We start from the raw sequence: 26085 nt of genomic DNA, 5'->3' as shown, positions 1-26085 counted from the left end.
TCACACTTTTCCTGGAATTGCTTTAGCTGTCGAAGAAGACCGTTTCCTTCTCCCCCTGAAGATGGACGTCGAAAATGTAGGTGTCGCCCTGGCGCTCGGCGATCAGCGTCGGCACGCGGACGCGGTGCTCGATGCGCGCCAGGATCGGATCCTGCGCATTGGCCTTTTCCTCGTCGGAAAAGTAGAGCCGCGTGTGCAGGCCGAGATTGATGCCGCGCGCGACGATCCACAGCGTGATGTGCGGCGCCATCAAGCGGCCATCCCTAAAAGGCACGCGGCCGGGCTTGATCGTCTCGAAGGTGCAGAGGCCGGTTTCCATGTCGGTCGGGCAACGGCCCCAGCCGAAAAAATTCGGATCGGCGGCACCGCGCATTTCGGCCGGCGAATTGTAGAGCCCATCCGCATCCGCCTGCCAAATCTCGATCAGCGCGTCCTTGAGCGGCGTGCCGGTGCCATCGAGCACCCGGATTTTGAGACCGATGCGCTCGCCTTTGGTCTTGTCGTTGACCATGGTCGCGCCAAGGTCGCTCGCATAGACGCCGCCGATGCCGCCGAAATTCGGGGTCAGTCCGATATGGACATATGGCCCCGCCGTCTGCGAGGGGCTTTCCCTGAGCCGGTCGAGCGACTGGGCCATCAATTGCCCTCCAGCCGGTTTTCGAACAGCGACGAGCGGCGCCCGCGCAGCACGATGTCGAACTTGTAGGCGCGCGCGTCGAAGGGGATCGTCGCCTGCATATCGAGTGCGGCGATCAGCGTTTCGATAGCTGCCTTGTCGGGGATGCCGCGTGCGATCGGGCAGCGCCAGATCAGCGGGTCGCCCTCGAAATACATCTGCGTGATCAGCCGCTGCGCGAAGCCGTGGCCGAAGATCGAGAAATGGATGTGCGAGGGCCGCCAGTCGTTCGGCCCGTTCGGCCAGGGATAGGGGCCGGGCTTGACGGTGCGAAAGGCATAGCCGCCATCCGCGCCTGATATGGTGCGGCCGCAGCCGCCGAAGTTCGGATCGAGCGGCGCCAGATAGCCGTCTTTCTTATGGCGATAGCGGCCACCGGCATTGGCCTGCCAGAATTCGAGCAGCGCGCCGGGCACGCCGACGCCACGCTCATCCAGCACCCGTCCATAGACGATGATGCGCTCGCCGATGGCGCTCTCGCCGGGCCTGGCGAAATTGTGGATCAGATCGGCGTCGAGTTCGCCGAGCATGGCATGACCGAAGACAGGGCCGGATATTTCCGACAGCGTGTTGTCGAAGGCGAGCGGCGCCTTCTGCGGCGAGCGCAGCACGGAGGTCTTGTAATTCGGCGTCAGCGCTGGCGGGTGCCATGTCCGGTCGCGCTGGAAAAAGGCGCCGGTCTCGGGCACCCGGTTCGAGCCGGACTCAGCTTGCATTGTTGGCTCCGTCCATTTCCGAAAACACGTCCTTGGCTATTCTGAAGGCACGGTTGGCGGCCGGTACGCCGGCATAGATGGCGACATGCAGGAACGCTTCGCAGATATCCTCGCGCGTGGCGCCGGTGTTGGCGGTGGCGCGCACATGCATGGCGACCTCCTCATCATGGCCGAGCGCGGCCAAGAGCGCCAGCGTGACGATCGAGCGCTCGCGTTTGCTGAATCCCGGCCGTGCCCACACCGTTCCCCAGGCGGCCTCGGTGATCAGCTCCTGGAAGGGCTGGTCGAAATCGGTGGCAGCGACCTCGGCCCGGTCGACATGGCGGTCGCCGAGCACGGCGCGCCGCACCGCGAGACCGGTGCGATATCTGGCTGCGTTGCCGGGGACTTCATCCATGGTTTTCTGCTCCAGGGGCAAGCGATGCGACAAAGCCGCGGATCAGCGCGGTGAGCGCCTCGGGTTGTTCGACGCAAGGAATGTGGCCGGCGTCGCGGATGATTTCGAAACGCGCACCGGGGATCAGATCCGCCAGCGAGCGGACGAGATCGGGAGGCGTCGAGCCATCCTGGTCGCCGACGACGCAAAGCGTCGGCACAGTGATGCGGCGCGCGCTCTCGGTGAAGTCGGCGTCGCGAACAGCGATGCATGTCCCGATGTAACCCGGCAGCGCCTGCCTGATCAGCATGTTGCGGCAACCGGCAAGGTCGGCAGGGCGCGCGGCGTGGAAATGCGGCGTGAACCACACTTTCATCACGCCATCGGCGATCGCCTCAATGCCATAGCGCTCCACGACCGCAATGCGGCTGTTCCAGCTTTCGGCGGTACCGATCTTGTGGGCGGTATCGCTGAGGATCAGGCCCTCGACGCGCTCCGGATGACAGATATGGAAGCCTTGCGCAACCATGCCGCCGACCGAGAGGCCGAACAGCACGACCTTGTCGAAACCGAAGTGGTCGATGAGGGCGCAGAGATCGTCGACATGGTCGTTTATCGAGCGGACGCCGCTGCCAGTGTCGGAGAGGCCGTGACCGCGCTTGTCGTAGACGAGCAGGGGCATCTCGCCGGTCAGAAGCGCAACGACATCATCCCAAATCCGCAGATCTGTGCCGAGCGAATTGATGAACACGACCGGAGGCGCCTTGCCGCTCGCCTCGATATATCGGTGGTGCAGCGTGATGCCGCCAATGGTGACGAATGGCACGATTTCGATCCTCCATCTCCACATTGCACGCCGCATTTGGTTCGGTAAAATGATATTTTGCGCCGTTTCATTAACTCAGGGGTTATCAAATCCATGTCCGAGAGCCGCATCCGGTTTCGTCATCTGCAGGCGTTCCTGGAGGTCGCGCGGCAGGGCAGCGTGGCCCGCGCCGCCGACTTCCTGCATGTCAGCGCGCCGGCGGTGACCAAGACCCTGCGGGAGCTGGAGGAGGCACTCGGCATCGCCGTTGTCGAACGCGACGGGCGCGGCATCCGCGTCACGAGGCTTGGCGAGATCTTCCTTAGCCATGCCGGCTCGGCGATTACAGCGTTGAAGCGCGGCGTCGATTCCGTACGCCAGGACGGCGCCGTCAATCGCCATCCGATCCGCATCGGCGCGCTGCCGACAGTTTCGGCAAAGGTCATGCCGCGGGCCATGAGCCTGTTCCTCGGGGAAAACACGGGCGCAGCGATCAAGATCGTCACCGGCGAGAACGCCGTGCTGCTCGAACAATTGCGCACCGGCGCGCTCGATCTCGTCGTCGGACGGCTGGCGGCCCCCGAAAACATGACCGGCTTCTTCTTCGAGCATCTCTATTCCGAACAGGTGCTGTTCGTGGTGCGGGCAGGACATCCGCTGCTGGAGCCAGAGGCGGACATCTTCGCCAGGCTCGACGAATTCCCGGTGCTGATGCCGACCCGGGAATCCGTCATCCGCCCCTTCGTCGATCGCCTGTTCATCACCAACGGCATGACCGCGCCGGCCACCGAGATCGAAACCGTCTCGGATTCCTTCGGCCGCTCCTTTATGCGCCAGAGCAATGCGGTGTGGATCATTTCGGCCGGCGTGGTCGCCAACGAAATCGCAAGCGGCGCCTTCGTCGCCTTGCCGGTCGACACCGAGGAAACCAAAGGACCGGTCGGCCTGACGATGCGCACCGACACCGCCCCCTCGCCCGCCTTCACCATCCTGCTGCAAACCATTCGCGAAGCGGCGAGGCCGGGTCGCTGAGGCCTCGGACATTCAAGCCGAGCTTCGTTTGATCCAGAATCTCCTAACCCTGGGGTTAATGAAACACCGCAAAATATCATTTTACCGAACCAAAACGCTGGTGCACTGTGCCGATGGAGGAGCACAGAGGGAGGAACGCATGACCCATTCTATCGGCAGAAAATCCAGTATTCGCGGCATTTCGCGACGCCAGTTCATCGCCACCTCGATTGCCGGCGGCACGGCGCTCGCGCTTGGCGGCGGCAAGGCTTTTGCGCAAGCCGGCGACACGCTCAAGGTCGGCTTCGTCAGCCCGCGCACCGGGCCGCTGGCCGGCTTCGGCCAGACCGACGGCTATGTGCTCGACCTGGCCCGCAAGGCGCTGGCCGGCGGCCTTGACATCGGCGGCAAGAAATACAGCGTCGAGATCCTCGATCAGGACACGCAGTCCGATCCGTCCCGCGCGGGCCAGCTCGCCAAGGACCTGATCAACAACCAGGCCATCGACCTGATGCTGGCGGTGTCAACGCCGGAGGTGATCAATCCGGTGGCGGACGCCTGCGAGGCGGCCGGCGTGCCGTGCCTCTCGACCGTCATGCCGTGGGAAGCCTGGTATTTCGGCCGTGGCGCCAAGCCCGGTGCACCCTCGCCCTTCAAATGGACCTATCATTTCGGCTTCGGCGTTGGCGAATTCTTCAAGACCTACATTTCGCAGTGGAACCTGATCGAGACCAACAAGAAGGTCGGCGTCATGTATCCGAACGACGCCGACGGCAACGCCATTCGCGCCAATCTGGCGCCGCTTTTGGCGAAGCAAGGTTTTACGATCGTCGATCCTGGCGCTTACGAGACCGGCACCACCGACTATTCCTCTCAGATCGCGCTGTTCAAGCAGGAGGGCGTCGAGATCTTCAACTCCTTCCCGATCCCGCCTGACTTTGCCGCCTTCTGGCGCCAGGCGGCGCAGCAGGGCCTGATCAGGCAGATTAAGATCGCCCAAGTCGCCAAGACAGGGCTGTTCCCATCCGACATCGAGGCGCTCGGCGATCTCGGCGTGAAGATTTCGAGCGCCGCCTATTGGCACAAGGCCTTCCCCTACAAGTCGCCGCTGACCGGTGTTTCGGGCACCGAGCTGGCCGACGGCTACGAGGCGGCCAGCGGCAAGCAGTGGACGCAGCAGCTCGGCGCCTCGATGTCGCTACTCGACGCCGGCTTCGAAGCGCTGAAGGCAAGCACGGACGCCAAGGACAAGGCGGCGGTGGCGAAGGCGTTGAGCCAGCTCAAGACCGAGACCATGATCGGCAAGGTGGACTTCACCAGCGGTCCGGTCGCCAATGTATCGCCCGGCCCGATCATCGGCACTCAATGGGTGGCCGCCAAGGAAGGCAGCAAATTCCCGCTGGACTATGTGGTGACGGAGAACGCCACCGATCCGAAGGTGCCCGTCGAAGCCAAGCTTCTGCCTTACAACGGCTGATGGACCGCTGACGAGGACCGCCTGGTGACCCATCCGCAACAACAGGCAGTTCTCACCGCCGCCGGCATTCACAAACGCTTCGGCGCGCTCGTGGTGCTGGATGCCGTCGACTTCACCATGGAGGCCGACGAGGCGGTCGGCATTGTCGGGCCGAACGGCGCCGGCAAGACGACGCTGCTCAGCGTGCTTTCAGGCGCCTTTCCACCAAGCTCGGGCACGGTCCGTTTCAAGGGCGGCGACGTGACAGCGCTGCCGGCGACGCGGCGTTGCCGGCTCGGCCTGGTGCGCACGCATCAGGTGCCGAAACCGTTTGGCGGCATGACCACATTCGAGAACGTCTTCGTCGCCGCCTCGCATGGCGCCGGACTTGGCCGCGACGAGGCCTATGAGGAGGCGCTCGGCTCGCTGAAACTGTGCGGCATGCTGGGTGTCGCCAACCGCCGTGCCGAGACGCTCGGCCTGCTCGACCGCAAGCGGCTGGAACTGGCGCGGGCGCTGGCAGCCCGACCGACGCTGCTGCTGCTGGACGAGATCGGCGGCGGCCTGACTGACGGCGAAGCCGGCGAACTTGTCGATACGATCAAGGAACTGCGCCGGCGCAAGATCGGTATCGTCTGGATCGAGCACATCGTGCACGTCCTGCTGCAGGTGGCCGAGCGGCTGATCTGCATGGATGCGGGAAAGATCATCGCCGATGGCGAGCCGCAGGCCGTCATGGCCGACCCGCAAGTGATCCACGCCTATCTCGGCGGAGGTCCGAAATGAGCCTGCTGTCGGTCGAGAACCTGGTTGTCCGGCACGGCCTGCTGCAAGCGGTGCGCGGCGTCAGCTTCAAGGTCGAACGCGGCGAGACACTGGCGCTGGTCGGCGCCAACGGCGCCGGCAAGACCACGCTGCTCAGGGCGATCGCCGGCGCGCACCAGCTGGCGGCCGGCCGCGTGCTGCTGGACGGCGCCGATCTCACCGGCGTGCCATCGCACAGGCGCGTCGGCATGGGCATCGCGCTGGTGCCCGAAGGACGAAGACTGTTCGTGCAGATGACGGTCGAGGAGAATCTCCTGCTCGGCAGAACCGCCGGCCGGTCGGGCGACTGGAGTGTCGACAAGGTGCTGGAGATGTTCCCCAATCTGAAGCCGCGCCGCCATGCCAGGACCGGTCACCTCTCGGGCGGCGAGCAGCAGGCGACTGCGATCGGCCGCGCGCTGATGAGCAACCCCGACGTGCTTTTGCTCGACGAGGTTTCGCTCGGCCTGTCGCCGCTGATCGTCGACCGTGTCTATGCAGCACTTCAGGGCCTGATCGCTTCGGGCACGACCATCATCCTGGTCGAGCAGGACCTCAACCGGGCACTCGCGGTCTCCGACAGGGTCATCTGCATGCTCGAAGGACGCATCGCGCTCGAAGGGTCGAGCAAAGAGGTTTCGCGTGACGAGGTGACGAAAGCCTATTTCGGTCTGCACCGGAAGAGCACCGGGAGCATTCCGGCATGAGCAACCAGATCATCCAGGGCATTCTTCTCGGCGGCTATTACGCGCTGATCGCCTGCGGCCTGTCCTTCATGTTTTCGGTGATGCGCATCATCAACCTCGCGCATGGCAGCCTTGCCATCTTCGCCGCCTACGTGTTGTGGCTGCTCGCCTCGCGGTTTCATGTCTCGCCATTCCTCGGCCTGCTCATCGTGCTGCCGCTGATGGCGGCGATCGGCTGGGCCCTGCAGCGCTTCCTGCTCGAGCGCAGCGCGCGCGGCGGCGCGCTGCTGCCGATCCTGACCACCTTTGGCCTGGCGATCGTTATCGACAACATGCTGTTCGAGCAGTTTGGCGCAGACACGCGCTCGCTGGCGCCCTATATCGGCAGCCTGTCCTATGATTCCTGGGAGTGGCCGGGAAGCATCTACGTCGGCAAGCTCGCGGTGATCATGTTCGCCACCGCGGTGATCCTGCTTGGCGGGCTGCAATTGTTCCTGACCCGCACCCGGCTTGGGCGTTCGATCCGCGCTACCTCTGAAGACCCCGACACAGCCGGCCTGGTCGGCGTCGATGCGCGCCGCGCCAACGCCATTGCCGCGGCCATCGCCATGGTTACGGTCGGCCTGGCCGGCGCGTTCCTCGGCATGCGCGCCACTTTCGATCCCTATGCCGGCGCACCGCAATTGCTGTTTGCTTTCGAAGCCGCCGTGATCGGCGGCGCCGGTTCGCTTTGGGGAACCTTGATCGGCGGCATCGTGCTGGCGCTTGCCCAGACCGTCGGCGCGCAAGTGCATCCGCAAGGCTTTCTGATCGGCGGCCACGCCGTCTTCCTCGTCGTGCTGTTCGTGCGGCTTTCCACGTCCGGCCTTGGCCTGCGCGGCCTGTTGCGGCTGCCTTCCCGGAGCGCGTCATGAGCGCGGTCTCGTCTTCACCGGTCATCGAGCGGGGCACGGCGACGTCGCGGATCGCGGCGGTTGCTGTCGCCATCATCATCGCGCTGCTCGCGGTCGCGCCGCAGTTCCTGTCGGCTGGCGCGGTCGACCGCATGACCGCGCTGTTCATCTATGCAATCCTGGCGGCGATGTGGAATGCGCTGGCCGGCTTCGGCGGACTGGTCTCGGTCGGCCAGCAAGTGTTCTTCGGGCTCGGCGCCTATTTCGCCATCCGGCTGGCCGATGCCGGCCTCAATCCGTTCGCCGCGCTTTTCGTTTCGGCGGTCGTTGTCGGCGCGGTCTCCTGGCCGCTCTCGCTGTTCATGCTGCGGCTGAGGAACGGCGAGTTCGCCATCGGCATGTGGGTGATCGCGGCATTGACGCATCTTCTCGTCAATCTCGACCGGCTGGTGCAAGGCGAGACCGGCACGTCGCTGATCTCGCTCAACGTCTACCATGCCGGTACCAGGCGAGTGACGATCTACTGGCTGGCACTGGCGTCGATGACGGCGCTGCTCGCCGTCCTGTTCGGTCTGCTGCGCGGCAGCACGGGTGCCGCGATCCGCGCCATCCGCGACAATGAGGATGCGGCCGCTTCGGTCGGCGTGCGCGTCACCGGCACCAAGCGGCTTTTGTTCGTGCTTGCCGCCTTCGGCATCGGCGTTGCCGGTGCGCTGTGGCTGGCGACCTCGATCACCTTCCAGCCGAAGACCTACTTCAACGTGCAATGGACCGCCTACATGATCTTCATGGTGCTGGTCGGCGGCATCGGCACCTTCGAGGGCGCCATTCTCGGCGCGCTGGTGTTCTTCCTCATCGAGACGTGGTTCGGCGGCACGGGTGTCTGGTATCTGGTCGGCCTCGGCGCCACCGCGGTGCTGTTCTCGCTTTTCCTGCCGCGCGGCCTGTGGGGCACGATCGAGGAGCGCTTTGGGCTGCGCCTGCTGCCGGTCGGCTACCGCGTCAGGCTGCCGGAACATCCGGCAACTCCGCTCAACGATGAGGCGCCCTCGCCAGAACGAACCACACAGCATCAGGAGAAGGCATGACCATGCTTTTCGGCAAGACGATCCTCATCACCGGTGTCGCCTCCGGCATCGGCGCCCGGACGGCCGAGCTCGCCGGCCAGCTCGGCGCCGATGTGATCGGCGTCGATGTGCGCGAACCGGCGGCGGCGGTGGGTAGTTTTGTCAAGGCTGACATCTCGTCGAAGGCCGGCGTCGACGACCTCATCGCGCGGCTGCCGCAACGCATCGATGCGCTCTGCAACGTCGCTGGTCTGTCCGGCAACAGCGGCGCGGCATCGGCGCTGGCCGTCAATTTCTTCGGGCTGCGGGCGCTGTCGGAAGGTCTGGTGCCAAAGCTTCGCGAAGGGGGTGCCATCGTCAACGTCGCCTCGATCGCCGGGTATGGCTGGCGCGCCAATCTCAATCGTGCCGCTTCCATGGTTGGCATCGAGGGTTTCCCAGATGTTGCGAACGTGGTCGAGGACCATGCTGTCAGGAACGAGGAGGGCTATCCCGTCTCCAAGGAACTGCTGCTTCTGTGGACCTTCCGCGCGGCGCATCAAGATTTGTTCAAGAACCGTAGCATCCGCGTCAATGCAGTCAGCCCTGGCCCGGTCGAGACGCCAATCCTGAAACAGTTCCGTACCGTGCTTGGCGACGCCCGCGTGGACAGCGACATTGCAAGGGTCGGACGCGCCGGGACGTCGGGCGATATCGCGCCGGTCGTGCTGTTCCTGTGCTCAGACGGCGCGCGCTGGGTCAACGGCGCCAATGTGCCGGTTGACGGTGGTCTCGAGGCGTCGATCAATGCCGAAGTGCTCGGCTTCTAATCAGGAAGCTCCAAACGGAGCGAGGGAGACAATCATGGATATCGGGCTTCTGATCGACGGCGACAAAAGGGATGCGTCCGGTTCGGCCTCCTACGAGCGCATGGACCCATTCACCGGTAAGCTGGCGACGCGCGCCGCGGCAGCCAGCGTCGCCGACGCCAATGCCGCGGTCGACGCCGCTGCCGCTGCCTTCATGGCCTGGTCGAAGACCGGTCCTGGCGAACGCCGCGCCTTGCTGACGAAAGCCGCTGACGTCATGACTTCAAAGGTCGGCGAATTCACCAGGCTGATGATGGAGGAGACGGGTGCGACCGGCCCCTGGGCTGGCTTCAACGTCATGCTGGCCGCCAATATGCTGCGCGAGGCAGCCGCCATGACGACGCAGATTTCGGGCGAGATCATCCCATCCGATAAACCGGGCACGCTGGCCATGGCGATCCGCCAGCCGGCCGGTGTCTGCCTCGGCATCGCGCCTTGGAACGCACCGGTCATTCTCGCCACGCGTGCCATCGCCATGCCGATCGCCTGCGGCAACACAGTGGTGCTGAAGGCCTCGGAAATGTGCCCGGGCACGCACCGGCTGATCGGCCAGGTGCTGGTCGAGGCCGGCCTGCCGAAGGGCGTCATCAATGTTGTCACCAATGATCCCAGGGATGCCGCCGGCATCGTCGAGGCGCTGGTCGCGCACCCCTCGGTGAAGCGCGTCAACTTCACTGGCTCGACCAAGATCGGCCGGATCATCGCCGAACTCGCCGGCCGGCACCTGAAGCCGGCGCTGCTCGAACTCGGCGGCAAGGCACCCCTGCTGGTGCTTGATGACGCCGACATAGACGCCGCCGTGAATGCCGCGACCTTCGGCGCCTTCATGCATCAGGGCCAGATCTGCATGTCGACCGAGCGGCTGATCGTCGATGAAAAGATCGCCGATGAATTTGTCTCCAAACTCGCCGCACGCGCTTCAAAGCTGCCGGCGGGAGACCCGCGCGGCCATGTCGTGCTGGGCTCGCTGATCAGCAGCCAGGCTGCCGACAAGATGGAGGAGCTCGTCGCCGACGCCGTCGCCAAGGGTGCCCAGCTTGTCGCCGGCGGCAAGCGCTCGGGGACCGTCGTGGAGGCGACGCTGCTCGACTATGTGACGCCGGCGATGCGGGTCTATGCCGAAGAATCCTTCGGGCCGGTCAAGCCGGTGATCCGCGTGAAAGGCGAGGACGAGGCCGTGCGTGTTGCCAACGACACCGAATACGGCCTGTCGTCAGCCGTGTTCAGCCGCGACATCAAACGTGCCATGGCGGTCGCCGCGCGTATCGAAGCTGGCATCTGCCACATCAACGGCCCGACCGTCGGCGACGAGGCGCAAATGCCGTTTGGTGGTGTCAAAGGCTCGGGCTATGGCCGTTTCGGCGGCAAGGCCTCGATCGCCGAATTCACCGACTTGCGCTGGGTGACAATCGAGGATCCGGGCCAGCACTATCCGTTCTGACCGGGGCCTCGTTTCGGGCGGTCAAAAGGTCAGACGGTCAATGACGGCGTGAAGCGAACGCTGGCGGATCGCGTCTGCCCGGGCGCCAGTGCGATGCAGCCGGTGTTGATATCCTTGTCGCCCATCCGGTTGAAGGCATCGGTGATGTTGCTGACCGGCTCGGCGCAAAAGAACGGTTCGCCCGGCGGCGTGTAGAGGACGAGAAAATCGAGCGGTGCGTCGGCCTCGATGTCGAGCTGCCGCCCGTGCTCCGGCCAGGAGATGCGCGCGTGGCGCGCCCATCCGGTGAAGACCGTGTCGAAGTCCACTTCCGATACGTCAATTCCGGTGGACGGATCGGCACCCGCCGGCGGCACGACCTGCCGGGTGGGCAGGACCTCCGCGTCGGTTTCCCACATGCCTGATACCCGCGCCTGGACATGCGTCCACGGCGTCGACGGGAAATAGGGATGCAGGCCGAAGCCAACCGGCATCGGCTTGTCCGACAGGTTGCGCACCGCAATGGTCATGCAGAGCCTGCCGTCGGCCAGCGAGATCTTCTGCTCGGCTTCATAGCTCCATGGCCAGGAATCGGCGGCGTGGCGATAACGCAGGACGATCGTGCCCTGTTCGTGCCGCACGATCGTCCACGGGCGACGCCAGCCATGGCCATGTTCATGGTGTGGATCGTCGGAGCTGGTCGGCAGCTCGACGGTGCGGCCGGCGAATTCGAAGCGGCCGTCCCTGACGCGATTGGAATAGGGGACGAGCGGGAAACAGGCCATGGCGCCGGCATCGCGACGGCCGATTGCCGCCGGATCGGCCGGGCGTAGCCAATCCACGGCGGAGCCATCTCGCCACCACCGATACGAAGCCAGCGCCCCGCCGGCGGCCGGCGCGATCTCCACCGTCGCTATGCCGTCGCTGATCGAGACCAGCTCCGTGTGCCGCGCGGTAACGGCAGCGGAATTCTTAGTCATCGGCGCTCCCCCTCCCTTGACTCCGATCGCCATGGCTATAAGACATATCATATGAATAGTATGAAGAATAAAAAATCTTTCAGCACGGCACGCACCTCGAGGGTTGCGGTGGCGGTTTCCAGCGGCTCCACCGCGCTGCACGCAACCGTCGTCGAGCAGATCGGCTTGCGCATCGTACAGGGCGACTTCCTGCCCGGCGAGGCACTGCCCAATGCCGATGATTCCAGCGAGATGCTGGGGGTTAGCCGCACGGTGCTGCGCGAGGCAATCAAGGTGCTGGCCGGCAAGGGGCTGGTCGAATCGCGGCCGAAGACCGGCACACGCGTGCGCCCCCGCTCCGACTGGAATTTCCTCGACCCCGACGTGCTGTCATGGCGCTACGCCGAAGGTGTCAGCACCGACGATGTCCGGGCGCTGTTCGAATTGCGTCGCGCCATCGAACCGATGTCGGCCGCGCTCGCAGCCCAGCGTGCCAACCCGGCGCAGATTGCCGAAATCAATGCTGCGCTGGCCGAAATGGAAGCGGTTGTCGACGACGGCGATCGCTTCGCCAAGCCCGACCTTGTGTTCCACCAGACCATCCTGCGGATGACCGGCAATGAGCTGATCGGCTCGCTGGCCGCACTGGTCGAAACCGCGTTGGTGATGAGCTTTCGCCTCTCCAACGACAATCCGGAAGGACAGCGCCATTCCTTGCCGCTGCATCGGGAAGTGGCCGAGAAGATCGCCGCCGGCGACGCACTGGGTGCACAAAAAGCGCTGCTGGTGCTCATCGACAATGCCGAGGACGACGTGCGCCGCAGCGTCGAGAACCGCAACAAGCGCCGCCAGGATCGGAAACAGGCATCGTGACGGACACCAAACGCAAACTGCGATCCGAAGCCTGGTTCGGCGGTGAAGGCAAGAACGCCTTCATGCACCGCAGCTGGATGAAGAACCAGGGCATCCCTGCCGACGCGTTCGACGGCCGGCCGGTGATCGGCATCTGCAACACCTGGTCGGAACTGACGCCGTGCAATGCCCACCTTCGGGCGTTGGCCGATCACGTCAAGCGCGGCGTCTATGAAGCCGGCGGCCTGCCTCTGGAATTTCCGGTGATGTCGCTGGGCGAGAGCAACATGCGCCCGACCGCCATGCTGTTTCGCAATCTGGTCAGCATGGATGTCGAGGAGTCCATCCGCGGCAATCCGATCGACGGCGTCATCCTGCTGGTCGGCTGCGACAAGACCACGCCGGCGCTGCTGATGGGGGCCGCTTCGTGCAATTTGCCGACCATCGCCGTTTCGGGCGGGCCGATGCTCAACGCAAGTTCCGCGGACAGGATATCGGCTCGGGCACGCACGTCTGGAAATTCGCCGAGGAGGTAAAGGCCGGCCGCATGCCCGTCGCCGACTTCCTCGCCGCCGAGCAGGGCCAGAGCCGGTCCGCCGGCAGCTGCATGACGATGGGCACCGCCTCGACCATGGCCAGCATGGTGGAGGCGCTCGGCATCGGCATGCCGGACAATGCGGCGATCCCGGCGGTGGATTCGCGCCGTGGCGTGCTTGCCCAGTTGGCCGGACGCCAGATCGTCGATCTGGTCCGCAGGGACGTGACGATTTCGCAGATCCTCACCAGGCAAGCGTTCGAGAACGCCATCCGCGTCAATGGCGCGATCGGCGGTTCGACCAATGCGGTGCTGCACCTGATCGCCATCGCCCACCGGGTCGGTGTCGATCTCAGCCTCGACGACTGGGACCGGCTTGGCCGCGACGTTCCGACCATTGTCGATTTGATGCCATCAGGCCGGTTCCTGATGGAAGATTTCTACTATGCCGGGGGGCTGGCTGCGGTCATGGCGTCGCTTGATGAAGTGGGGCTTCTTCATCGCGACGCCGTGACCGTCAGCGACAAGACCATCGGTGAATTGGTCGACGGCGCGCCCAACTACAACCGCGAGGTCATCCGGCCGCTGAGCGAGCCGCTGACCAAGGAAGGCGGCATCTCGATCCTGCGCGGCAATCTGGCGCCTAATGGTGCCGTCATCAAGCCGTCGGCGGCAACACCCGAACTGATGCAGCATCGCGGCAAGGCGATCGTATTCGAGAACATCGAGCATTATTACGCCCGCATCGACGATCCCGAACTCGATATCGACGCCTCCTCGGTGATGGTGCTGAAGAACTGCGGGCCGCGCGGCTACCCGGGGATGGCCGAGGTCGGCAACATGCCGCTGCCGGCGAAGCTGTTGAAGCAGGGCGTCTCCGACATGGTGCGCATATCTGATGCCCGCATGAGCGGCACCGCCTATGGCACGGTGGTGCTGCATGTGGCGCCGGAGGCCGCGGCAGGTGGTGCGCTGGCGCTGGTGCGAGACGGCGATCTCATCGAGCTCGACGTCGCCGGGCGCCGGCTTGAGCTGCTGGTATCGGACGAGGAACTCGCGATCCGCCGCCGCGACTGGAAGCCGCCGGCGCCACCCGAAGGCGGCTACCAGAGCCTCTATGTCGAGCGCGTGCTGCAGGCCGACAAAGGTTGCGACTTCGACTTCCTGGTCGGCCGGCGCGATGCCGGCATCCCCCGGCATTCCCACTAGAGAGGCGCGCGATGACGGATCAGATCGGCAGCTACGCCACCTACCCGAGCCTCAAGGGCCGCAGCGTGTTCATAACCGGCGGCGGCAGCGGCATCGGCGAAAGCCTGGTGCGCCATTTCTGTGCGCAAGGCAGCCGCGTCGCCTTCGTCGACCTGGCTGAGGAACCTTCGCGGCGCCTCGTAGAGGCGATCGCGGCCGAAGGCCACGCCGTGCCGCTGTTCATTCCCTGCGACCTGCGCAATGTCGAAGAGCTGCGGGCGGCCACCACGCAGGCCGCGCAGCATAACGGCCCGATCCAGGCGCTGTGCAACAATGCCGGCAATGACGACCGTCATCAGACCAAGGACGTAACGGTCGCGTATTGGGACGACCGCATGGCGGTCAATCTGCGCCACCAGTTCTTCGCGGCGCAGGCGGTGCGCCCACAGATGAGCGCACAGGGCGGCGGCTCGATCATCAATTTTGGCTCCATCACTTGGATGGTCGGCGATCCGGATTGCCCGGCCTATGTCACCGCCAAGGCCGCTGTCTACGGCATGACGCGGGCGCTGGCCCGCGAACTCGGCCCCGAGCGCATCCGTGTCAACTGCATGGTGCCGGGCTGGGTGATCACCGAGCGCCAAGTGCGCCTGTGGCTGAACCCGGCCGGTGAGCGCCAGATCGCGGAGAGGCAGTGCCTGCCCGACCGGCTGCAGCCCTGCGATATCGCGCGCATGGCGCTGTTCCTCGCCGCCGACGACAGCCGCATGTGCACAAGCCAGCAGTTCATCGTCGATGCGGGCTGGGTGTGATCCCGTACAGCCTCAAGGGAAGAAGGTAGTGTTCATGCGTCTTGTTCAATTCAGAATGCCAGATGGCGGCAGGCGGGTCGGCCGTGTCTCCGATGACGGCAATCACCTGCATCCGCTCGAAAAGACCGGCACTGTGCTGGAACTGGCGGAAGCGGCGATCAGCGAGGGCATTTCCATCGCAGCGCTGGTCGAGAAGCGGACGGGCACCGCGACGGTCGACTATGACGAGCTGTTGCGCGATGGCCGCGTGCTGGCTCCTGTCGACCATCCGGAGCCGGCGCGCTTCCTGGTCACCGGTACCGGCCTGACCCACACCGGAAGTGCCGCCGCGCGCGACAAGATGCATGTGCTGACCCATGGCGAGGATGCCGAGGAATCGGATTCGCTGAAGATCTTCCGCATGGGCCTGGAGGGCGGCAAGCCCGGCGCAGGCAAGATCGGTATCCAGCCCGAATGGTTCTTCAAGGGCGTCGGCACCTGTGTCGTGCCGCCTGGTGCCGCGCTGCCCATGCCGTCCTTCGCACGCGCCGGCGCCGAGGAGGCTGAGATCGTCGGGCTCTACCTCAATGGGCCGGATGGCCGCCCCTATCGCATCGGCTACGCGCTCGGCAACGAATATTCCGACCACGTGACGGAGGCCGAGAACTACCTCTATCTCGCCCACTCCAAGCTGCGTTCCTGCTCGATCGGACCGGAGCTTTTGATCGGCGATCTGCCCGACGAAGTGCGCGGTCATTCCCGCATCCTGCGCGACGGCACTGTCATCTGGGAGCAGGAGTTCCTGTCGGGCGAGGCGCACATGTCGCACTCGATCGCCAATCTCGAGCACTTCCATTTCCGCTACCCGATGCACCGCAGAGCGGGCGACCTGCACGCCTATTTCTTCGGCGCGGCGGTGATGAGCTACGCCTCCGGCGTCAAGACGGCTTCCGGCGACGAATATGAAATCCAGGCACAGACATTCGGCAAGCCGCTGCGCAACCGGATGGTTTCGGTGCCGGACGAGGGACTGGTCACCGTCACCCAGCTGTGACGGCAAAGGTCCGGAAATTACGGTCCACCAGAACGACAATGGGAGATTAAAAATGGGACTGAAGAAAGCGTTTCTAAGACTAGCGACAATCGGGCTCGGCATCGGCCTGATGACATCCGCTGCGCTCGCCGCGAACCTGCGCGTGCTGGCCTGGGACGGCTACGCCGACCCGGACTGGGTGAAGGACTTCACCGCTGCAACCGGCATCGGCGTCGATGTCGTCTTCATCGGCAGCGACGACGAGATCTGGGCCAAGATCAAGGGCAGCGAAGGCCAGGATTTCGACGTCTTCGCCGTCAACACCGCCCAGTTGCAGCGCTACATCAAGGCCGATCTGGTGTCGCCGATCGACGTGACGAAGCTGCCGAACCAGAAGGAAGTGCTGCCGCGTTTCCGCGATCTGTCTCAGGTCAGCGGCGACACCAAGGACGGCAAGGTCTACGGCATTCCGTTCTGCTTCGACTCCATCGGGCTGATCTACGACACCGACAAAGTCAAGCCGGCGCCGACCTCGATGTCGGTGCTCTGGGACCCGGCCTACAAGGGCAAGATTCTGGCCTACGACAATGGCGAGCACAATTTCTCGTTCACCGCGCTGACGCTCGGCTACAAGGATCCGTTCAACCTCAACGCGGAGCAGATGGCGGCGGTCAAGGCCAAGCTGGTCGAGTTGAAGCGCAACGTGCTGAGCTTCTATACCACCGCCGACGAGGCGCAGCAGATCTACCAGAACAATGACGTTGCCCTGATCTGGGCCAATTACGGCCAGCAGCAGGTCAAGGCGCTACAGAAGATCGGCGCCCACGTCGCCTACGTCAATCCAAGTGAAGGCGCGCTGGCCTGGCTCGACAACTGGGTCATCTCCAAGGGCGTCCGCGACAATGCGGCGGCCGAGAAATGGATCGATTTCATGTTGAGCAAGAAGGTCAGCAGCGCGCTTTCCGAGCGCACCGGCTTCGGCAACACGGTGACGGAAACCAGCAGCGCCGGCGGCAACGACAAGCTGGTCTGGCTCAACAATGTCGAGGACCCGCTCAAGCGATCGGACATGTGGAACGAGGTCAAGGCGACGCCCTGATCCTGTCCGAGCCTGACTTCGAAGGACCCGGCGGTCCGGACGTTCCGGACCGCCGCAGCGTATGTGAGAATATTTCATGACTGAGAACACCGACCTGCTGACGCTGCGGTCCGTCTCGAAATCCTACGGCCCGGTTCCCGTGCTGCACGACATCGACCTGTCGATCCGCGATGGCGAGTTCCTGACCGTTCTTGGGCCGTCCGGTTCCGGCAAGACCACGGTGCTGCGGCTGATCGGCGGGCTGGAGCCGCTGACGTCGGGCGAAATCCACTTGGACGGCCAGGACATCAGCCGCATGCCGATCAACCGGCGGCCGTTCAACACCGTCTTCCAGGACTATGCGCTGTTTCCGCATATGACCGTTTCGGGCAATGTCGGCTATGGACTTTCGGTGCGCCATGTCAGGCGCAAAGAGATCGCGCGCCGTGTCGCTGAAGCCCTGGAACTGGTGCAGCTCGGACGTTTCGCCGACCGCTTTCCGGCACAGCTCTCCGGCGGCCAGCGCCAGCGTGTCGCGCTCGCTCGTGCGCTGATCTGCCAACCGCGTCTGATCCTGCTCGACGAGCCGCTGGCCGCGCTCGACCTCGAGCTGCGCCGGCAGATGCAGGAGTTCCTGAAATCCATCCAGCGCGAGATCAAGACCACTTTCCTGTTCGTCACCCACGATCAGGAAGAAGCCATCGGTATGGCCGACCGGATCTGCGTGATGCAGGCCGGCCATATCCGTCAGCTCGGCACGCCGCACGAGCTTTACTACAAGCCGAATTGCGAGTTCGTGGCGCGCTTCTTCGGCGAGAACAATCTGGTGGCCGGAAAACTTGGCCCGGTCCAGGGCGAGCAGCGGCCGATCGAGACCGCGCTTGGGCGCCTGGTCTGCTCGATCAGCGGCCAGCCGCATCTGAAGGCCGCGGCGGACGGCGCCAGCGCCTTTGCCGCGTTCCGTCCCGAGGCCTTGCATCTTGCGAATGGCGAAGACAGCGGCAACCGCTTTTCCGGCACCATCGCCGATCTGGCCTTTGCCGGCTCGTCGACCGTCGCCACGATCACAGCGGGTGCGAACGGTGCCGCGCAACGCTTGCGGCTGCGCGTGCCGAGCCGGATCGACGGCAGCGCGCTGAAATCGGGCGAGACGGTTTCGCTGTCCTTTGCGCCGCATGAAGGCCATCTGGTGCTGGCATGAGCAAGACCGGCTCGACACAGCCTTCGGAACGGCAATTGTCGCTGCTGGTCACGGTGCTGGCTTTTGCCTTGCCGGTGGTCTTTGTCCTCGTGCCGCTGGCGATCTTCCTTGTCTACAGCTTCTTCGGCGTCGACCAGGGCACGATCGTCTACGCGCCGACACTCGGCAATTATGTCAGGTTCTTCACCGACCCGATCTTCCTCCCGGTGTTCTGGAACACCATCGTGCTGTGCGTGTCGGTAGCCGCCATCTGCATCCTGCTCGCCTATCCCGCCGCCTACTTCCTGGCGACGCTGAAGGGGCGCTGGCGTTACGCCTTGCTGATGCTGCTCCTGGTGCCGCTGCTGATGAGCTACGTCATCAAGATCTACGCGATCCGCAGCATCCTCGGCCTCAACGGCTTCCTCAACAAGGCGCTGGTGGCGCTCGGCATACTGCAGCAGCCATCGACGCTCTTCGTGTTCAACATGAACGCCATCCTGTTGACGCTGAGCCTGCTTTTGATCCCCTTCGCCATCCTGCCGATCTTCCTGTCGCTGGAGCGGATTCCCCAGACTTTGCTGCGTGCCTCGGATGATCTTGGCGCGAGCGGATGGCAGACATTCCTGCGCATCACCTTGCCGCTCAGCCTGCCCGGCGTCGCCTCGGCGGCGAGCTTCGTCTTCGTGCTGGCGATCGGCGATTTCCTGACGCCGCAGATGGTCGGCGGGATCAGCGGCTTCACCTTCGGCCGCATCCTCTACAGCCAGTTCGGCACCGCCTACAACTGGCCGTTCGGCGCGGCGCTGTCGGTGGCGCTTGCGATGGTGGTGATCTGCGCCATCCTCATCGGCGAACGGTTCGGGCGCAGCCGGGGGACCTCGCTATGAACGCCCTGCCCCGGCCATCCACCATCTTTCTGGCCGCGATCACGACGCTGGTCGCGGTGCTGCTCTACAGCCCGCTGTTCGTGCCGATCGTGTCGTCGTTCTTCACCATTTCGCAGGGCAATGTCGACTGGTCGTCGCCGACCCTTTCGACCTATGCGGCGCTGGCCGAAAATCACGATATCCTGGCTGCCTTGCGCACCACGCTGATCGTCGGCGTCTGCACCGTCATCCTGTCGGTGGTCAGCGGAACGCTGCTGGCGCTCTATTATCACGGTCGCCGTTCAGGGCGCTCTTTCCTGCAGTTCATCATCTTCCTGCCTTTCCTGATGCCGCCGATCATCAGCGGCCTGGCGCTGCTGATCTTTTTCCGCGAAATCGGCCTCGAACGCTCGCTGCTGACTGTCGTCATCGGCCATACGGTCTTTGTGCTGGCGATCGTCTATCGCACCGTGCTGATGCGGCTGCAGTCGATGAGCCGCACGCTGGTCGAAGCGTCCTACGATCTCGGCGCCACCGGCTGGCAGACCTTCTGGCGCATCATACTGCCGAACCTGTCGAGCGCGATGGTCGGCGGCGCCATCCTGGCGTTTGCGCTGTCGTTCGACGAAACGATGATCACCATCCTGGTCACCGGCACGCAAAGCACGCTGCCGGTCAGGCTGTGGGCGATGATGCGGCTTGGCTTCTCGCCCGACATCAATGCGCTGGTGGCGCTGATCCTGATGTTCACCGTGCTGCTCTGCGTGCTCGCCGCCCGCTTTCTGATCCCCAGGCAGATGGCGACGGAACGGACCTGAGTGCCGCCTTACAGACCGCCACTTATCGTCGGGGAAAGGGAGTTGGATCGAGATCGAAGACCCGTCCTCGATTAAGGATGTTCTTCGGATCGAGCGCCGTCTTCAGCCGCCGCATCGTGGCGATTTCGGCGTCGCTGCGGACCAGATGCAGCCACTCTTTCTTGTCGAGGCCGATGCCATGCTCGGCCGAAACGCCACCGCCCGCCGACGCCACGCCGCGATAGATGATGCCGTAGGCCACCGCCGGATCCGCAGTGCGAACCTGATAGTGCAGATTGCCGTCGCCGAGATGGCCGAATACATAGATCTCGGCGCCGGGATCGGCGGCATGGATGGCGGCGTGGGCCTCCCGCAGGAATGTTCCCATGCGCGCCAGGGGAATGCTGATGTCGACGCCGATCAGCCCTTTCATCGAAAACAGGACGCGGTTGGCGTCCTCCCGTACGTCCCACAGGGCGCGGAATTCGCGCGGCGACTGCGCGACGACCACATCGTCGATGACGCCGTCCTCGACAGCCTGCATCAGCACCTCGGCGAAGCGCTCGCCGTCGCGCTCGGGCTCGCTGCCCTGGATTTCAGCCAGCACGTAGACGGGCGAGCCAGGCGGCAGCGGCGCCGGCATGGCCATACTGGCAACCATGAGGTCATAGAGCGGCGCGAAATTCACCTCATAGGCTGATAACAACGGACCGAGCTTTTGCCGCAGCAGCCCGAGCAAGGCGATCGCCGCATCGAGCGAAGGGAGCGCGCAGAAGGCGTTCACCTCGGATGCCGGCTTCGCATGCAGCCTGAGCGCGGCGCGGGTGACGACGCCGAGCGTCCCTTCGGTGCCGATGAAGAGCTGGCCGAGGTCATAGCCGGAATTGTCCTTGGCCAGGCCCTTGAGCGAGGACAGCACGTTGCCATCGGCAAGCACGGCTTCCACCCCCAACACCTGCGCCCGGTACATGCCGTAGCGCAGCACGCGGATGCCGCCGGCATTTGTGGCGATGTTGCCGCCGACCGTTGCCGAGCCGCGCGCGCCGATATCGACGCCAAACATCAAGCCGGCGCCGTCGGCCCCGTCCTGCACCGCCTGCAGCGTTGCGCCCGCTTCGGCGACGATGCTGGCCGCCTGGCGATCCGGAGCGGCAAGGCCGGTCATGCGCTCCAGCGACAGCACGATCTCGCCCGGCTGCACGCGCGCGCCGCCGGCCAGGCCGGTGCGGCCGCCCTGGACGACGACCGGCTGGCCGAGGCCGTTGCATGCGGCGAGTGCTGCCGCGACACCTTTGGTGTCGCGCGGACGCAGCACCACTTCGGGCAGCGCGCCAAGCTTGCCGTCGGGATCGTCACGATAGCGCTGGTCCACGTCGGAGCCGGCGAGAATGCCGCCCGCGCCCAGCCGATCGCCAAGGGCGGACAGAAGCCGTTGCGTTGCAGGCGACATCGGGCTCAGGCGCCTGCCCGATGGGTATTTCTGTCCGACACGCTCGCCATTCCCTCCGATTGCCGCCGGCCGATCCTATTCGTGATCGCGTGCCCTGCAAGCGTTTTTGGCCTGCCTCAAGCGACACCGGCATCAATCGCGATAGACGCGATCGATGCCGGAGGCCTGTGCCAAATCTACTGAAGCTTGGCCTGCAGCGCGTTGACGTCGTCGGTGGTCATTTCGCCATCGGTGGTCACCTTGCCGTCGACGATCTTCCACAACCGGAACGGGCCGGTGATGTCGCCAAATTTGTCGAAGGCGACCGGACCGATGACACCCTCATAGCGGATCGGCTTGCCGTCCTTGATCAGGCCGAGCGCCTTGGCGAATTCGTCCTTGCCGGCAAAGATCGGCGTGCCGGCAGGATCGACGGCCTTATACATGGCGTCCTTGATCTTGGCCGGATCCTCGGAGCCGGCAATGGCGATGGCCAAGCCGACGATGGCGCCGGCATCATAGGAACGGTCTGCCGCCGGGTTCGACGGTTCGATGCCGGAGAATTCCTTGTAGTTCTTCATGAAGTAGTCGGTCGATGCTGTCGGGCTGGTGCCGGACGAGGTGCCATAGGCGTCCTTGAGATAGTCGGCGCCGACCGACTCGATGAAGTCGGGACTGTTCATGCCGTCATTGAGCAGGAATTTCTGCACGCCGCCCTGCGAAATCCAGGTGCGGGCAACCGTTGCGCCATCGACCGGCGTGCTGACGAGGTAGAGCCCGTCCGGTTCGCCTGACATCGCCGCCGTGACTTCCGAGGCGTAGCTCGACTGCTTCTCGTTGTAGGGTGTGTCGGAGACGATGGTGCCGCCGAGCGCTTTGTAGGCGCGCGAGAATTCGGCCACCATGTTGACGCCGAAGTCGTTGTTGACATGGATGATCGACAGCTTCTTGAAGCCCTTGTCGATGGCGTATTTGGCGGCGGCGACGCCCTGCAGCGCATCCGAGGTGATGGTGCGGAAGAAGATGCCGTTGGTCTTGCCGTCGCGGCCGAGCGCCGTCAGCGTCGGCGACGACGATGCCGGCGAGACCTGGACGATCTTGGCCGGTGCCGTGACCGAGGTCAGGATCGGAATCGACACCGAAGAGATGATGCCGCCGATGATCACAGGCACTTTCTTGACCTGAACTAGCTGGGTCGCGGCATCGACGGCGATGTTGCCCTGGCTCTGGCTGTCGCGGGTGGCGGTCGCCAGATCGCAACCGCGCACGCCGCCGGCGGCATTGATGTCGCGGAAGGCCATTTCGACCGACTTGGCGCCGGCCTGGCCGTATTCGCCGGCAGGTCCGGTCAACTCCATGACGAGGCCGACGGTGATCTTGCAATCCGCGGCCTGTGCGGCACCGGCCATCGTCACGAGGGCGAGCGCTGTGGTGAGTTGGAGTATCGTCTTTGTCATTGTTGTTCCCCTTTCGTTACTCGACTCTAATTTAATCTCTGGAGCCTGTTCAACGTTCCGGCACCTGCAGCCAGGTTTCATGCAGATGTCGCCATTCGACGCCATTGGGCGCCGATGAACTGGTGGTGAAGACGGCACTCGATTGGCGGCGGCTGCGCTTGCCCGCGCGCAGCTGCGCCTCGACGTAGAAGACGACGATCGTATCGGCGCTTTGCCAGCCCGGCCTGATATCCTCGATCGAAATGGCAAAGCCATCGTCGCAAGTGGCGCGGCTCGAGCGCACGTGATCGACGACCGCTTCGCGATCGAGCACCTTGCCGTCCGGCGCGACCATGCTGAACCCGTCACCCATAGCGCGCTCGAAACGGGCGAAGTCCACCGTGTCGTCCGCTTCGACGAACCAGTCGACGAAGAAGCGATGCAGGTCGACGACCTCGGCGCTGGCCTTTGCAAACAGCGTCGTGTCGGTGGCGCTCATGTGCGGCCCGCGTTCAGATTGTAGTGCATGATCGACCCGTGGCGGCCATGGCGGTCGCGCTCCAGCGTGTAGACGTCGCCCAAGGGGCCCCGGCTTTGCGCGATCACGGCAGCGATGCTTGCGCGGTCGTCGGCATCCAGTTCCACATCCATGATTTTGGCGTTGGCGAGCGCATGCGCCTGATTGCGGGCGCCGACAATGACGGCCGCCACTTGCGGCTGCTCCAGCACCCAGGCGCTGGCGATGGTGGCGATGTCGACGCCATGGCGGTCGCCAACGGCTTTCAGGGCTCGAAGCAGCTGCTGGAACAGGTCCCAGCCGCCGAAGTCGTCGATGATCAGCTTGTATTTGACCAGCGAGCGGTTTTCGAGCGGCGTGGCGGGCTCGGCCATGCCAAGCCATTTGTCGCTGAGGAAGCCGCCGGCCACCGAACCATAACAGAGGAAGCTGACGCCGTTTTTCGCGGCGAGGCCCGCAAGGCTGTTGCCCGGCCGCTGGTCGAGCACGGAATATTGCAACTGCTGGCTGACCAGCGGGATGCCGGCCGCCAGGATTTCGGCCAGCCTCGGCGTGTCGAAATTGGTGGTGCCGAGATTGCGCAGCTTGCCTTCGAGCCGAAGTTCGTTGAGCCAGCCCATCGCCTCGACATAGCGAGGCTGGTCATAGTCCCACCAATGGAACTGCACGAGATCGAGCCGTTCGGTCTTCAGCCGCCGCAGCGACTGGTCGACGATGCCCCTGATGTAGTCGCGGCTGATGCTGGCCAGCCGTTCGAGGTCGGGCACCAGCTTGGTGTGCACCTTCATCCTGGCGGCGGCGTCGAGGCCGCGCTCGCTGGCCAGCCGCAGGCGCGCGGCACCGATCAACTCCTCGACACCCGTGTAGATGTCGGCGCAATCATAGGTCCAGATGCCGGCATCGAAGGTGGCGATCAGATCGGCCACCGCTTGGCTGCGGTCGATGGCGCCGTGTCCGCCGGCGAGCTGCCAGCCGCCGCGAATGACGCGCGAGATGGTGTAGCCGGGGCCGAGTTCGAAGGTCTTGGCGGTCATGTCAGGTCATTCTCCTTCGGCAACGGGACCGCCGTGGTTTCGGCATGGCTGAACCGCCGCTTGGCCAGCCTGACGATCCGCAGCCGGCTGCCGCAATTGGGGTCGGGACAGGCGATCTCGGCGTCCGAGGTCATCCAGTCGTTCGGGTGGGTTGGACGCTGCTTTGCCGCGAGAAACGGCAACACCGCGGCGAGCGAGTAGATCGAAAACCCCTGGCCCGCCGGCATCGACAGCATCTCGCCCTTGAGTTCAAAATAATCGCCTGCCTTGGCGCCACAATAGATCGGCTTGCCCTCGGGAATGACCGCCTCGACGCGAAGATCGAAGAGTTCGAAGCTGTCGTCAGCCATTCGAGGCCTCCACCAGGCTGAAGGTGATGTCGCAGGCGCCGTTGCGCCGGATGATGCCGCATGCGGCGGCGAACTGATCACGCTCGCCGGCCAGCACCTGCGCCACCACGCTGCCGGCGAGCCAGCCGATCGGGAACAAAAGACGCGCGCCCTGACCGTAGAACAAGCCGATGTCGAAGATCGCATTGGGATTGCCGCCCCACATGCGCGGCGGCACATAGGAGAGCACGATGTCGCCCGGTTGCGGCGTCAGCGTCGCGTTCTCCGCCGGCAAGGGGCTGGCATAGGCCTGGCCTTCGAGATCGGCTGATGGAACCGGGCAGGAAACCTCAGGTCCCGTCCACATCGCATGGATACCCGGGACGACGCGCGGCGAGGCGAGGTACGTCTGGAGAAAGGCAGCGTTTTCCGGCGCTTTTTCGGGCAGCAACAGCGCCGTCACAGACAGCTTCGAGCGCGGCTCGGTAATCCCTATGGCTGGCTTGTTCATGTCGGGTCTTTCGTGGCGGCGGATCGAAGCTTGTCGCGCAGGAAAGCAAAAGGCCGGCTGATATCGGCGACCAGCGCTTCGCGCGCCGCCTGCGCGTCCTGTTTGGCGAGGGCCGCGACGATGCGGCGGTGATAGTGCGCGGTGTCGACCTCGCCGGCGTCGGAAAAGGCGTAGATGGCGACGCGTATGCAGGGTCCCGATTGCAGCCAGAGGCTTTCGATCATTGGGATCAGCACAGCCGAGCCGCAGCAGCGGTAGATCTCGAAATGGAAGCTCTGGTTGAGCGTCGCTTCGCGGTCGATATCCTTCTTGTGCTTCAGTGCCCGCATCTCGTCCCACTCGCCGAGCATGGCTTCAATCGAAGCGATCTGGCGCGGGCTCATGCGCGTGGCGGCAAGTGCGATCGCTTCGCCTTCGATGAGCGACCTTGCGCGCAGAAGGTCGTCGATACGCTCCAGCGTGATCGGCGGCACGCGCACCGAGCGGTTGGGAAGCGCCTCCAGCGCCTTTTCCGTGATCAGCCGCCCGAGCGCTTCGCGCACCGGCATGGTCGACGTGACCAGCGCATCGGCAAGACCGCGGATCGTCAGAACCTGGTTCGGCTCGAAAAGCCCGCCGATCAGCGCCCGGCGCAACTCGGAATAAACGCGATCCTGCACGGTCTCGCGGCCGACCGGCGTGAGCTGGGCTGCGATCGTCTCGTTGTTCTTTTCGATGGCAGCCTTCTGCATGACCGGCGTTTGCCCCGTTTTCGGCTTGCGAATGAAATTAAAGCCGAATAGCGTGATC

27 protein-coding genes and 1 pseudogene are annotated in these 26085 nt (G+C 64.5%); 16 read left to right on the top strand and 12 right to left on the bottom strand.

Annotated features, from left to right (window positions below):
• Positions 1-22: 22 nt before the first annotated feature.
• The 4 genes from pcaG to pcaD are packed head-to-tail and all read right to left on the bottom strand — an operon-like array spanning position 23 to position 2594.
• On the bottom strand, positions 23-637 hold the full coding sequence (pcaG, locus tag JT360_RS09525) for a protocatechuate 3,4-dioxygenase subunit alpha (RefSeq protein ID WP_214471269.1): 615 nt from the start codon (positions 635-637) through the stop codon (positions 23-25).
• Entirely contained in the window at positions 637-1392 is a 756-nt protein-coding gene (gene pcaH, locus JT360_RS09520) for a protocatechuate 3,4-dioxygenase subunit beta (protein WP_214471268.1), read from the bottom strand. The genes pcaG and pcaH overlap by 1 nt, the downstream gene beginning before the upstream one ends.
• Positions 1382-1789, bottom strand: coding sequence for a 4-carboxymuconolactone decarboxylase (gene pcaC, locus JT360_RS09515; protein ID WP_214471267.1), 408 nt, complete (start codon positions 1787-1789; stop codon positions 1382-1384). Before pcaC ends, pcaH begins: the two co-directional genes overlap by 11 nt.
• Positions 1782-2594: a 3-oxoadipate enol-lactonase gene (gene pcaD, locus JT360_RS09510; protein ID WP_214471266.1), complete on the bottom strand. Its 813-nt coding sequence runs from the start codon at positions 2592-2594 to the stop codon at positions 1782-1784. Before pcaD ends, pcaC begins: the two co-directional genes overlap by 8 nt.
• A gap of 93 nt (positions 2595-2687) precedes the next feature.
• Between pcaD and pcaQ the strand changes: the two genes are divergently transcribed.
• From pcaQ to JT360_RS09470, 8 genes are all read left to right on the top strand, one after another.
• A complete protein-coding gene (gene pcaQ / locus JT360_RS09505) occupies positions 2688-3605 on the top strand; it encodes a pca operon transcription factor PcaQ (RefSeq protein ID WP_214471265.1) in 918 nt (305 codons plus the stop codon).
• A gap of 139 nt (positions 3606-3744) precedes the next feature.
• Positions 3745-5061: an ABC transporter substrate-binding protein gene (locus JT360_RS09500; protein WP_214471264.1), complete on the top strand. Its 1317-nt coding sequence runs from the start codon at positions 3745-3747 to the stop codon at positions 5059-5061.
• Positions 5062-5082: 21 nt separating this feature from the next.
• On the top strand, positions 5083-5826 hold the full coding sequence (locus JT360_RS09495) for an ABC transporter ATP-binding protein (RefSeq protein WP_214471390.1): 744 nt from the start codon (positions 5083-5085) through the stop codon (positions 5824-5826).
• Positions 5823-6551 (top strand): ABC transporter ATP-binding protein, encoded by a 729-nt coding sequence (locus JT360_RS09490; RefSeq protein ID WP_214471263.1) that lies wholly within the window; start codon positions 5823-5825, stop codon positions 6549-6551. The genes JT360_RS09495 and JT360_RS09490 overlap by 4 nt, the downstream gene beginning before the upstream one ends.
• The gene (locus JT360_RS09485; protein WP_214471262.1) at positions 6548-7444 is read left to right on the top strand and encodes a branched-chain amino acid ABC transporter permease; all 897 of its coding nucleotides are present in this window, start codon (positions 6548-6550) and stop codon (positions 7442-7444) included. Before JT360_RS09490 ends, JT360_RS09485 begins: the two co-directional genes overlap by 4 nt.
• Positions 7441-8511 carry a branched-chain amino acid ABC transporter permease gene (locus JT360_RS09480; protein WP_214471261.1) on the top strand — a complete coding sequence of 357 codons (1071 nt, stop codon included), beginning with the start codon at positions 7441-7443 and terminating at the stop codon, positions 8509-8511. The genes JT360_RS09485 and JT360_RS09480 overlap by 4 nt, the downstream gene beginning before the upstream one ends.
• A gap of 2 nt (positions 8512-8513) precedes the next feature.
• Complete coding sequence (locus JT360_RS09475) at positions 8514-9299, top strand: coniferyl-alcohol dehydrogenase (protein ID WP_214471389.1); 786 nt, start codon at positions 8514-8516, stop codon at positions 9297-9299.
• 34 nt (positions 9300-9333) lie between these two features.
• Positions 9334-10779 (top strand): aldehyde dehydrogenase, encoded by a 1446-nt coding sequence (locus JT360_RS09470; protein WP_214471260.1) that lies wholly within the window; start codon positions 9334-9336, stop codon positions 10777-10779.
• Between the two features lie 29 nt (positions 10780-10808).
• Here the strand turns inward: JT360_RS09470 and JT360_RS09465 are convergent, their stop codons facing one another.
• Positions 10809-11738 carry an aldose 1-epimerase gene (locus JT360_RS09465; RefSeq protein ID WP_214471259.1) on the bottom strand — a complete coding sequence of 310 codons (930 nt, stop codon included), beginning with the start codon at positions 11736-11738 and terminating at the stop codon, positions 10809-10811.
• Between the two features lie 108 nt (positions 11739-11846).
• Between JT360_RS09465 and JT360_RS09460 the strand changes: the two genes are divergently transcribed.
• The 8 genes and pseudogenes from JT360_RS09460 (at position 11847) to JT360_RS09425 (ending at position 20061) form a co-directional block, all read left to right on the top strand.
• Positions 11847-12590, top strand: a complete 744-nt coding sequence (locus JT360_RS09460) for a FadR/GntR family transcriptional regulator (protein WP_352127003.1) — start codon at positions 11847-11849, stop codon at positions 12588-12590.
• Positions 12587-14313, top strand: a pseudogene (locus JT360_RS09455) (IlvD/Edd family dehydratase). Before JT360_RS09460 ends, JT360_RS09455 begins: the two are co-directional and overlap by 4 nt.
• 11 nt (positions 14314-14324) lie before the next feature.
• Positions 14325-15104, top strand: coding sequence for an SDR family NAD(P)-dependent oxidoreductase (locus tag JT360_RS09450; protein WP_214471257.1), 780 nt, complete (start codon positions 14325-14327; stop codon positions 15102-15104).
• 34 nt (positions 15105-15138) lie between these two features.
• Positions 15139-16137: an AraD1 family protein gene (araD1, locus tag JT360_RS09445; RefSeq protein ID WP_214471256.1), complete on the top strand. Its 999-nt coding sequence runs from the start codon at positions 15139-15141 to the stop codon at positions 16135-16137.
• Positions 16138-16189: 52 nt separating this feature from the next.
• Positions 16190-17215, top strand: coding sequence for an ABC transporter substrate-binding protein (locus JT360_RS09440; protein WP_214471255.1), 1026 nt, complete (start codon positions 16190-16192; stop codon positions 17213-17215).
• A 76-nt stretch (positions 17216-17291) separates the two neighbouring features.
• On the top strand, positions 17292-18395 hold the full coding sequence (locus JT360_RS09435; protein ID WP_214471254.1) for an ABC transporter ATP-binding protein: 1104 nt from the start codon (positions 17292-17294) through the stop codon (positions 18393-18395).
• Positions 18392-19264, top strand: coding sequence for an ABC transporter permease (locus JT360_RS09430; RefSeq protein ID WP_214471253.1), 873 nt, complete (start codon positions 18392-18394; stop codon positions 19262-19264). Before JT360_RS09435 ends, JT360_RS09430 begins: the two co-directional genes overlap by 4 nt.
• A complete protein-coding gene (locus tag JT360_RS09425) occupies positions 19261-20061 on the top strand; it encodes an ABC transporter permease (protein WP_214471252.1) in 801 nt (266 codons plus the stop codon). The genes JT360_RS09430 and JT360_RS09425 overlap by 4 nt, the downstream gene beginning before the upstream one ends.
• Positions 20062-20083: 22 nt before the next feature.
• On the opposite strand, the gene JT360_RS09420 is transcribed toward JT360_RS09425, so the two are convergent.
• The 7 genes from JT360_RS09420 to JT360_RS09390 form a co-directional block, all read right to left on the bottom strand.
• Positions 20084-21490 carry an FAD-binding oxidoreductase gene (locus JT360_RS09420; RefSeq protein ID WP_214471251.1) on the bottom strand — a complete coding sequence of 469 codons (1407 nt, stop codon included), beginning with the start codon at positions 21488-21490 and terminating at the stop codon, positions 20084-20086.
• Positions 21491-21666: 176 nt separating this feature from the next.
• A complete protein-coding gene (locus tag JT360_RS09415; protein WP_214471250.1) occupies positions 21667-22926 on the bottom strand; it encodes an ABC transporter substrate-binding protein in 1260 nt (419 codons plus the stop codon).
• A gap of 49 nt (positions 22927-22975) precedes the next feature.
• Complete coding sequence (locus JT360_RS09410) at positions 22976-23404, bottom strand: DUF4440 domain-containing protein (protein WP_214471249.1); 429 nt, start codon at positions 23402-23404, stop codon at positions 22976-22978.
• On the bottom strand, positions 23401-24456 hold the full coding sequence (locus JT360_RS09405) for an aldo/keto reductase (protein ID WP_214471248.1): 1056 nt from the start codon (positions 24454-24456) through the stop codon (positions 23401-23403). The genes JT360_RS09410 and JT360_RS09405 overlap by 4 nt, the downstream gene beginning before the upstream one ends.
• Positions 24453-24806: a TIGR04076 family protein gene (locus tag JT360_RS09400; RefSeq protein ID WP_214471247.1), complete on the bottom strand. Its 354-nt coding sequence runs from the start codon at positions 24804-24806 to the stop codon at positions 24453-24455. Before JT360_RS09400 ends, JT360_RS09405 begins: the two co-directional genes overlap by 4 nt.
• A complete protein-coding gene (locus tag JT360_RS09395; protein WP_214471246.1) occupies positions 24799-25296 on the bottom strand; it encodes a DUF3830 family protein in 498 nt (165 codons plus the stop codon). The genes JT360_RS09400 and JT360_RS09395 overlap by 8 nt, the downstream gene beginning before the upstream one ends.
• Positions 25293-26027 carry a GntR family transcriptional regulator gene (locus JT360_RS09390; protein WP_214471245.1) on the bottom strand — a complete coding sequence of 245 codons (735 nt, stop codon included), beginning with the start codon at positions 26025-26027 and terminating at the stop codon, positions 25293-25295. The genes JT360_RS09395 and JT360_RS09390 overlap by 4 nt, the downstream gene beginning before the upstream one ends.
• Positions 26028-26085: the final 58 nt, after the last annotated feature.

Source organism: Mesorhizobium sp. dw_380 (genome assembly GCF_018588885.1).
Taxonomy (GTDB): domain Bacteria; phylum Pseudomonadota; class Alphaproteobacteria; order Rhizobiales; family Rhizobiaceae; genus Mesorhizobium.
Note: the sequence above shows the minus strand (reverse complement) of the source record. Positions and strands in the feature narration are given on the sequence as shown.

Excerpts from the sequence above, each read along its gene's own strand:
- pcaG (WP_214471269.1), bottom strand. The coding sequence starts at position 637 with ATGGCCCAGTCGCTCGACCGGCTCAGGGAAAGCCCCTCGCAGACGGCG.
- pcaH (WP_214471268.1), bottom strand. The coding sequence starts at position 1,392 with ATGCAAGCTGAGTCCGGCTCGAACCGGGTGCCCGAGACCGGCGCCTTT.
- pcaC (WP_214471267.1), bottom strand. The coding sequence starts at position 1,789 with ATGGATGAAGTCCCCGGCAACGCAGCCAGATATCGCACCGGTCTCGCG.
- pcaQ (WP_214471265.1), top strand. The coding sequence starts at position 2,688 with ATGTCCGAGAGCCGCATCCGGTTTCGTCATCTGCAGGCGTTCCTGGAG.
- JT360_RS09500 (WP_214471264.1), top strand. The coding sequence starts at position 3,745 with ATGACCCATTCTATCGGCAGAAAATCCAGTATTCGCGGCATTTCGCGA.
- JT360_RS09490 (WP_214471263.1), top strand. The coding sequence starts at position 5,823 with ATGAGCCTGCTGTCGGTCGAGAACCTGGTTGTCCGGCACGGCCTGCTG.
- JT360_RS09485 (WP_214471262.1), top strand. The coding sequence starts at position 6,548 with ATGAGCAACCAGATCATCCAGGGCATTCTTCTCGGCGGCTATTACGCG.
- JT360_RS09480 (WP_214471261.1), top strand. The coding sequence starts at position 7,441 with ATGAGCGCGGTCTCGTCTTCACCGGTCATCGAGCGGGGCACGGCGACG.
- JT360_RS09475 (WP_214471389.1), top strand. The coding sequence starts at position 8,514 with ATGCTTTTCGGCAAGACGATCCTCATCACCGGTGTCGCCTCCGGCATC.
- JT360_RS09470 (WP_214471260.1), top strand. The coding sequence starts at position 9,334 with ATGGATATCGGGCTTCTGATCGACGGCGACAAAAGGGATGCGTCCGGT.
- JT360_RS09465 (WP_214471259.1), bottom strand. The coding sequence starts at position 11,738 with ATGACTAAGAATTCCGCTGCCGTTACCGCGCGGCACACGGAGCTGGTC.
- JT360_RS09450 (WP_214471257.1), top strand. The coding sequence starts at position 14,325 with ATGACGGATCAGATCGGCAGCTACGCCACCTACCCGAGCCTCAAGGGC.
- araD1 (WP_214471256.1), top strand. The coding sequence starts at position 15,139 with ATGCGTCTTGTTCAATTCAGAATGCCAGATGGCGGCAGGCGGGTCGGC.
- JT360_RS09440 (WP_214471255.1), top strand. The coding sequence starts at position 16,190 with ATGGGACTGAAGAAAGCGTTTCTAAGACTAGCGACAATCGGGCTCGGC.
- JT360_RS09435 (WP_214471254.1), top strand. The coding sequence starts at position 17,292 with ATGACTGAGAACACCGACCTGCTGACGCTGCGGTCCGTCTCGAAATCC.
- JT360_RS09430 (WP_214471253.1), top strand. The coding sequence starts at position 18,392 with ATGAGCAAGACCGGCTCGACACAGCCTTCGGAACGGCAATTGTCGCTG.
- JT360_RS09425 (WP_214471252.1), top strand. The coding sequence starts at position 19,261 with ATGAACGCCCTGCCCCGGCCATCCACCATCTTTCTGGCCGCGATCACG.
- JT360_RS09420 (WP_214471251.1), bottom strand. The coding sequence starts at position 21,490 with ATGTCGCCTGCAACGCAACGGCTTCTGTCCGCCCTTGGCGATCGGCTG.
- JT360_RS09415 (WP_214471250.1), bottom strand. The coding sequence starts at position 22,926 with ATGACAAAGACGATACTCCAACTCACCACAGCGCTCGCCCTCGTGACG.
- JT360_RS09410 (WP_214471249.1), bottom strand. The coding sequence starts at position 23,404 with ATGAGCGCCACCGACACGACGCTGTTTGCAAAGGCCAGCGCCGAGGTC.
- JT360_RS09405 (WP_214471248.1), bottom strand. The coding sequence starts at position 24,456 with ATGACCGCCAAGACCTTCGAACTCGGCCCCGGCTACACCATCTCGCGC.
- JT360_RS09400 (WP_214471247.1), bottom strand. The coding sequence starts at position 24,806 with ATGGCTGACGACAGCTTCGAACTCTTCGATCTTCGCGTCGAGGCGGTC.
- JT360_RS09395 (WP_214471246.1), bottom strand. The coding sequence starts at position 25,296 with ATGAACAAGCCAGCCATAGGGATTACCGAGCCGCGCTCGAAGCTGTCT.
- JT360_RS09390 (WP_214471245.1), bottom strand. The coding sequence starts at position 26,027 with ATGCAGAAGGCTGCCATCGAAAAGAACAACGAGACGATCGCAGCCCAG.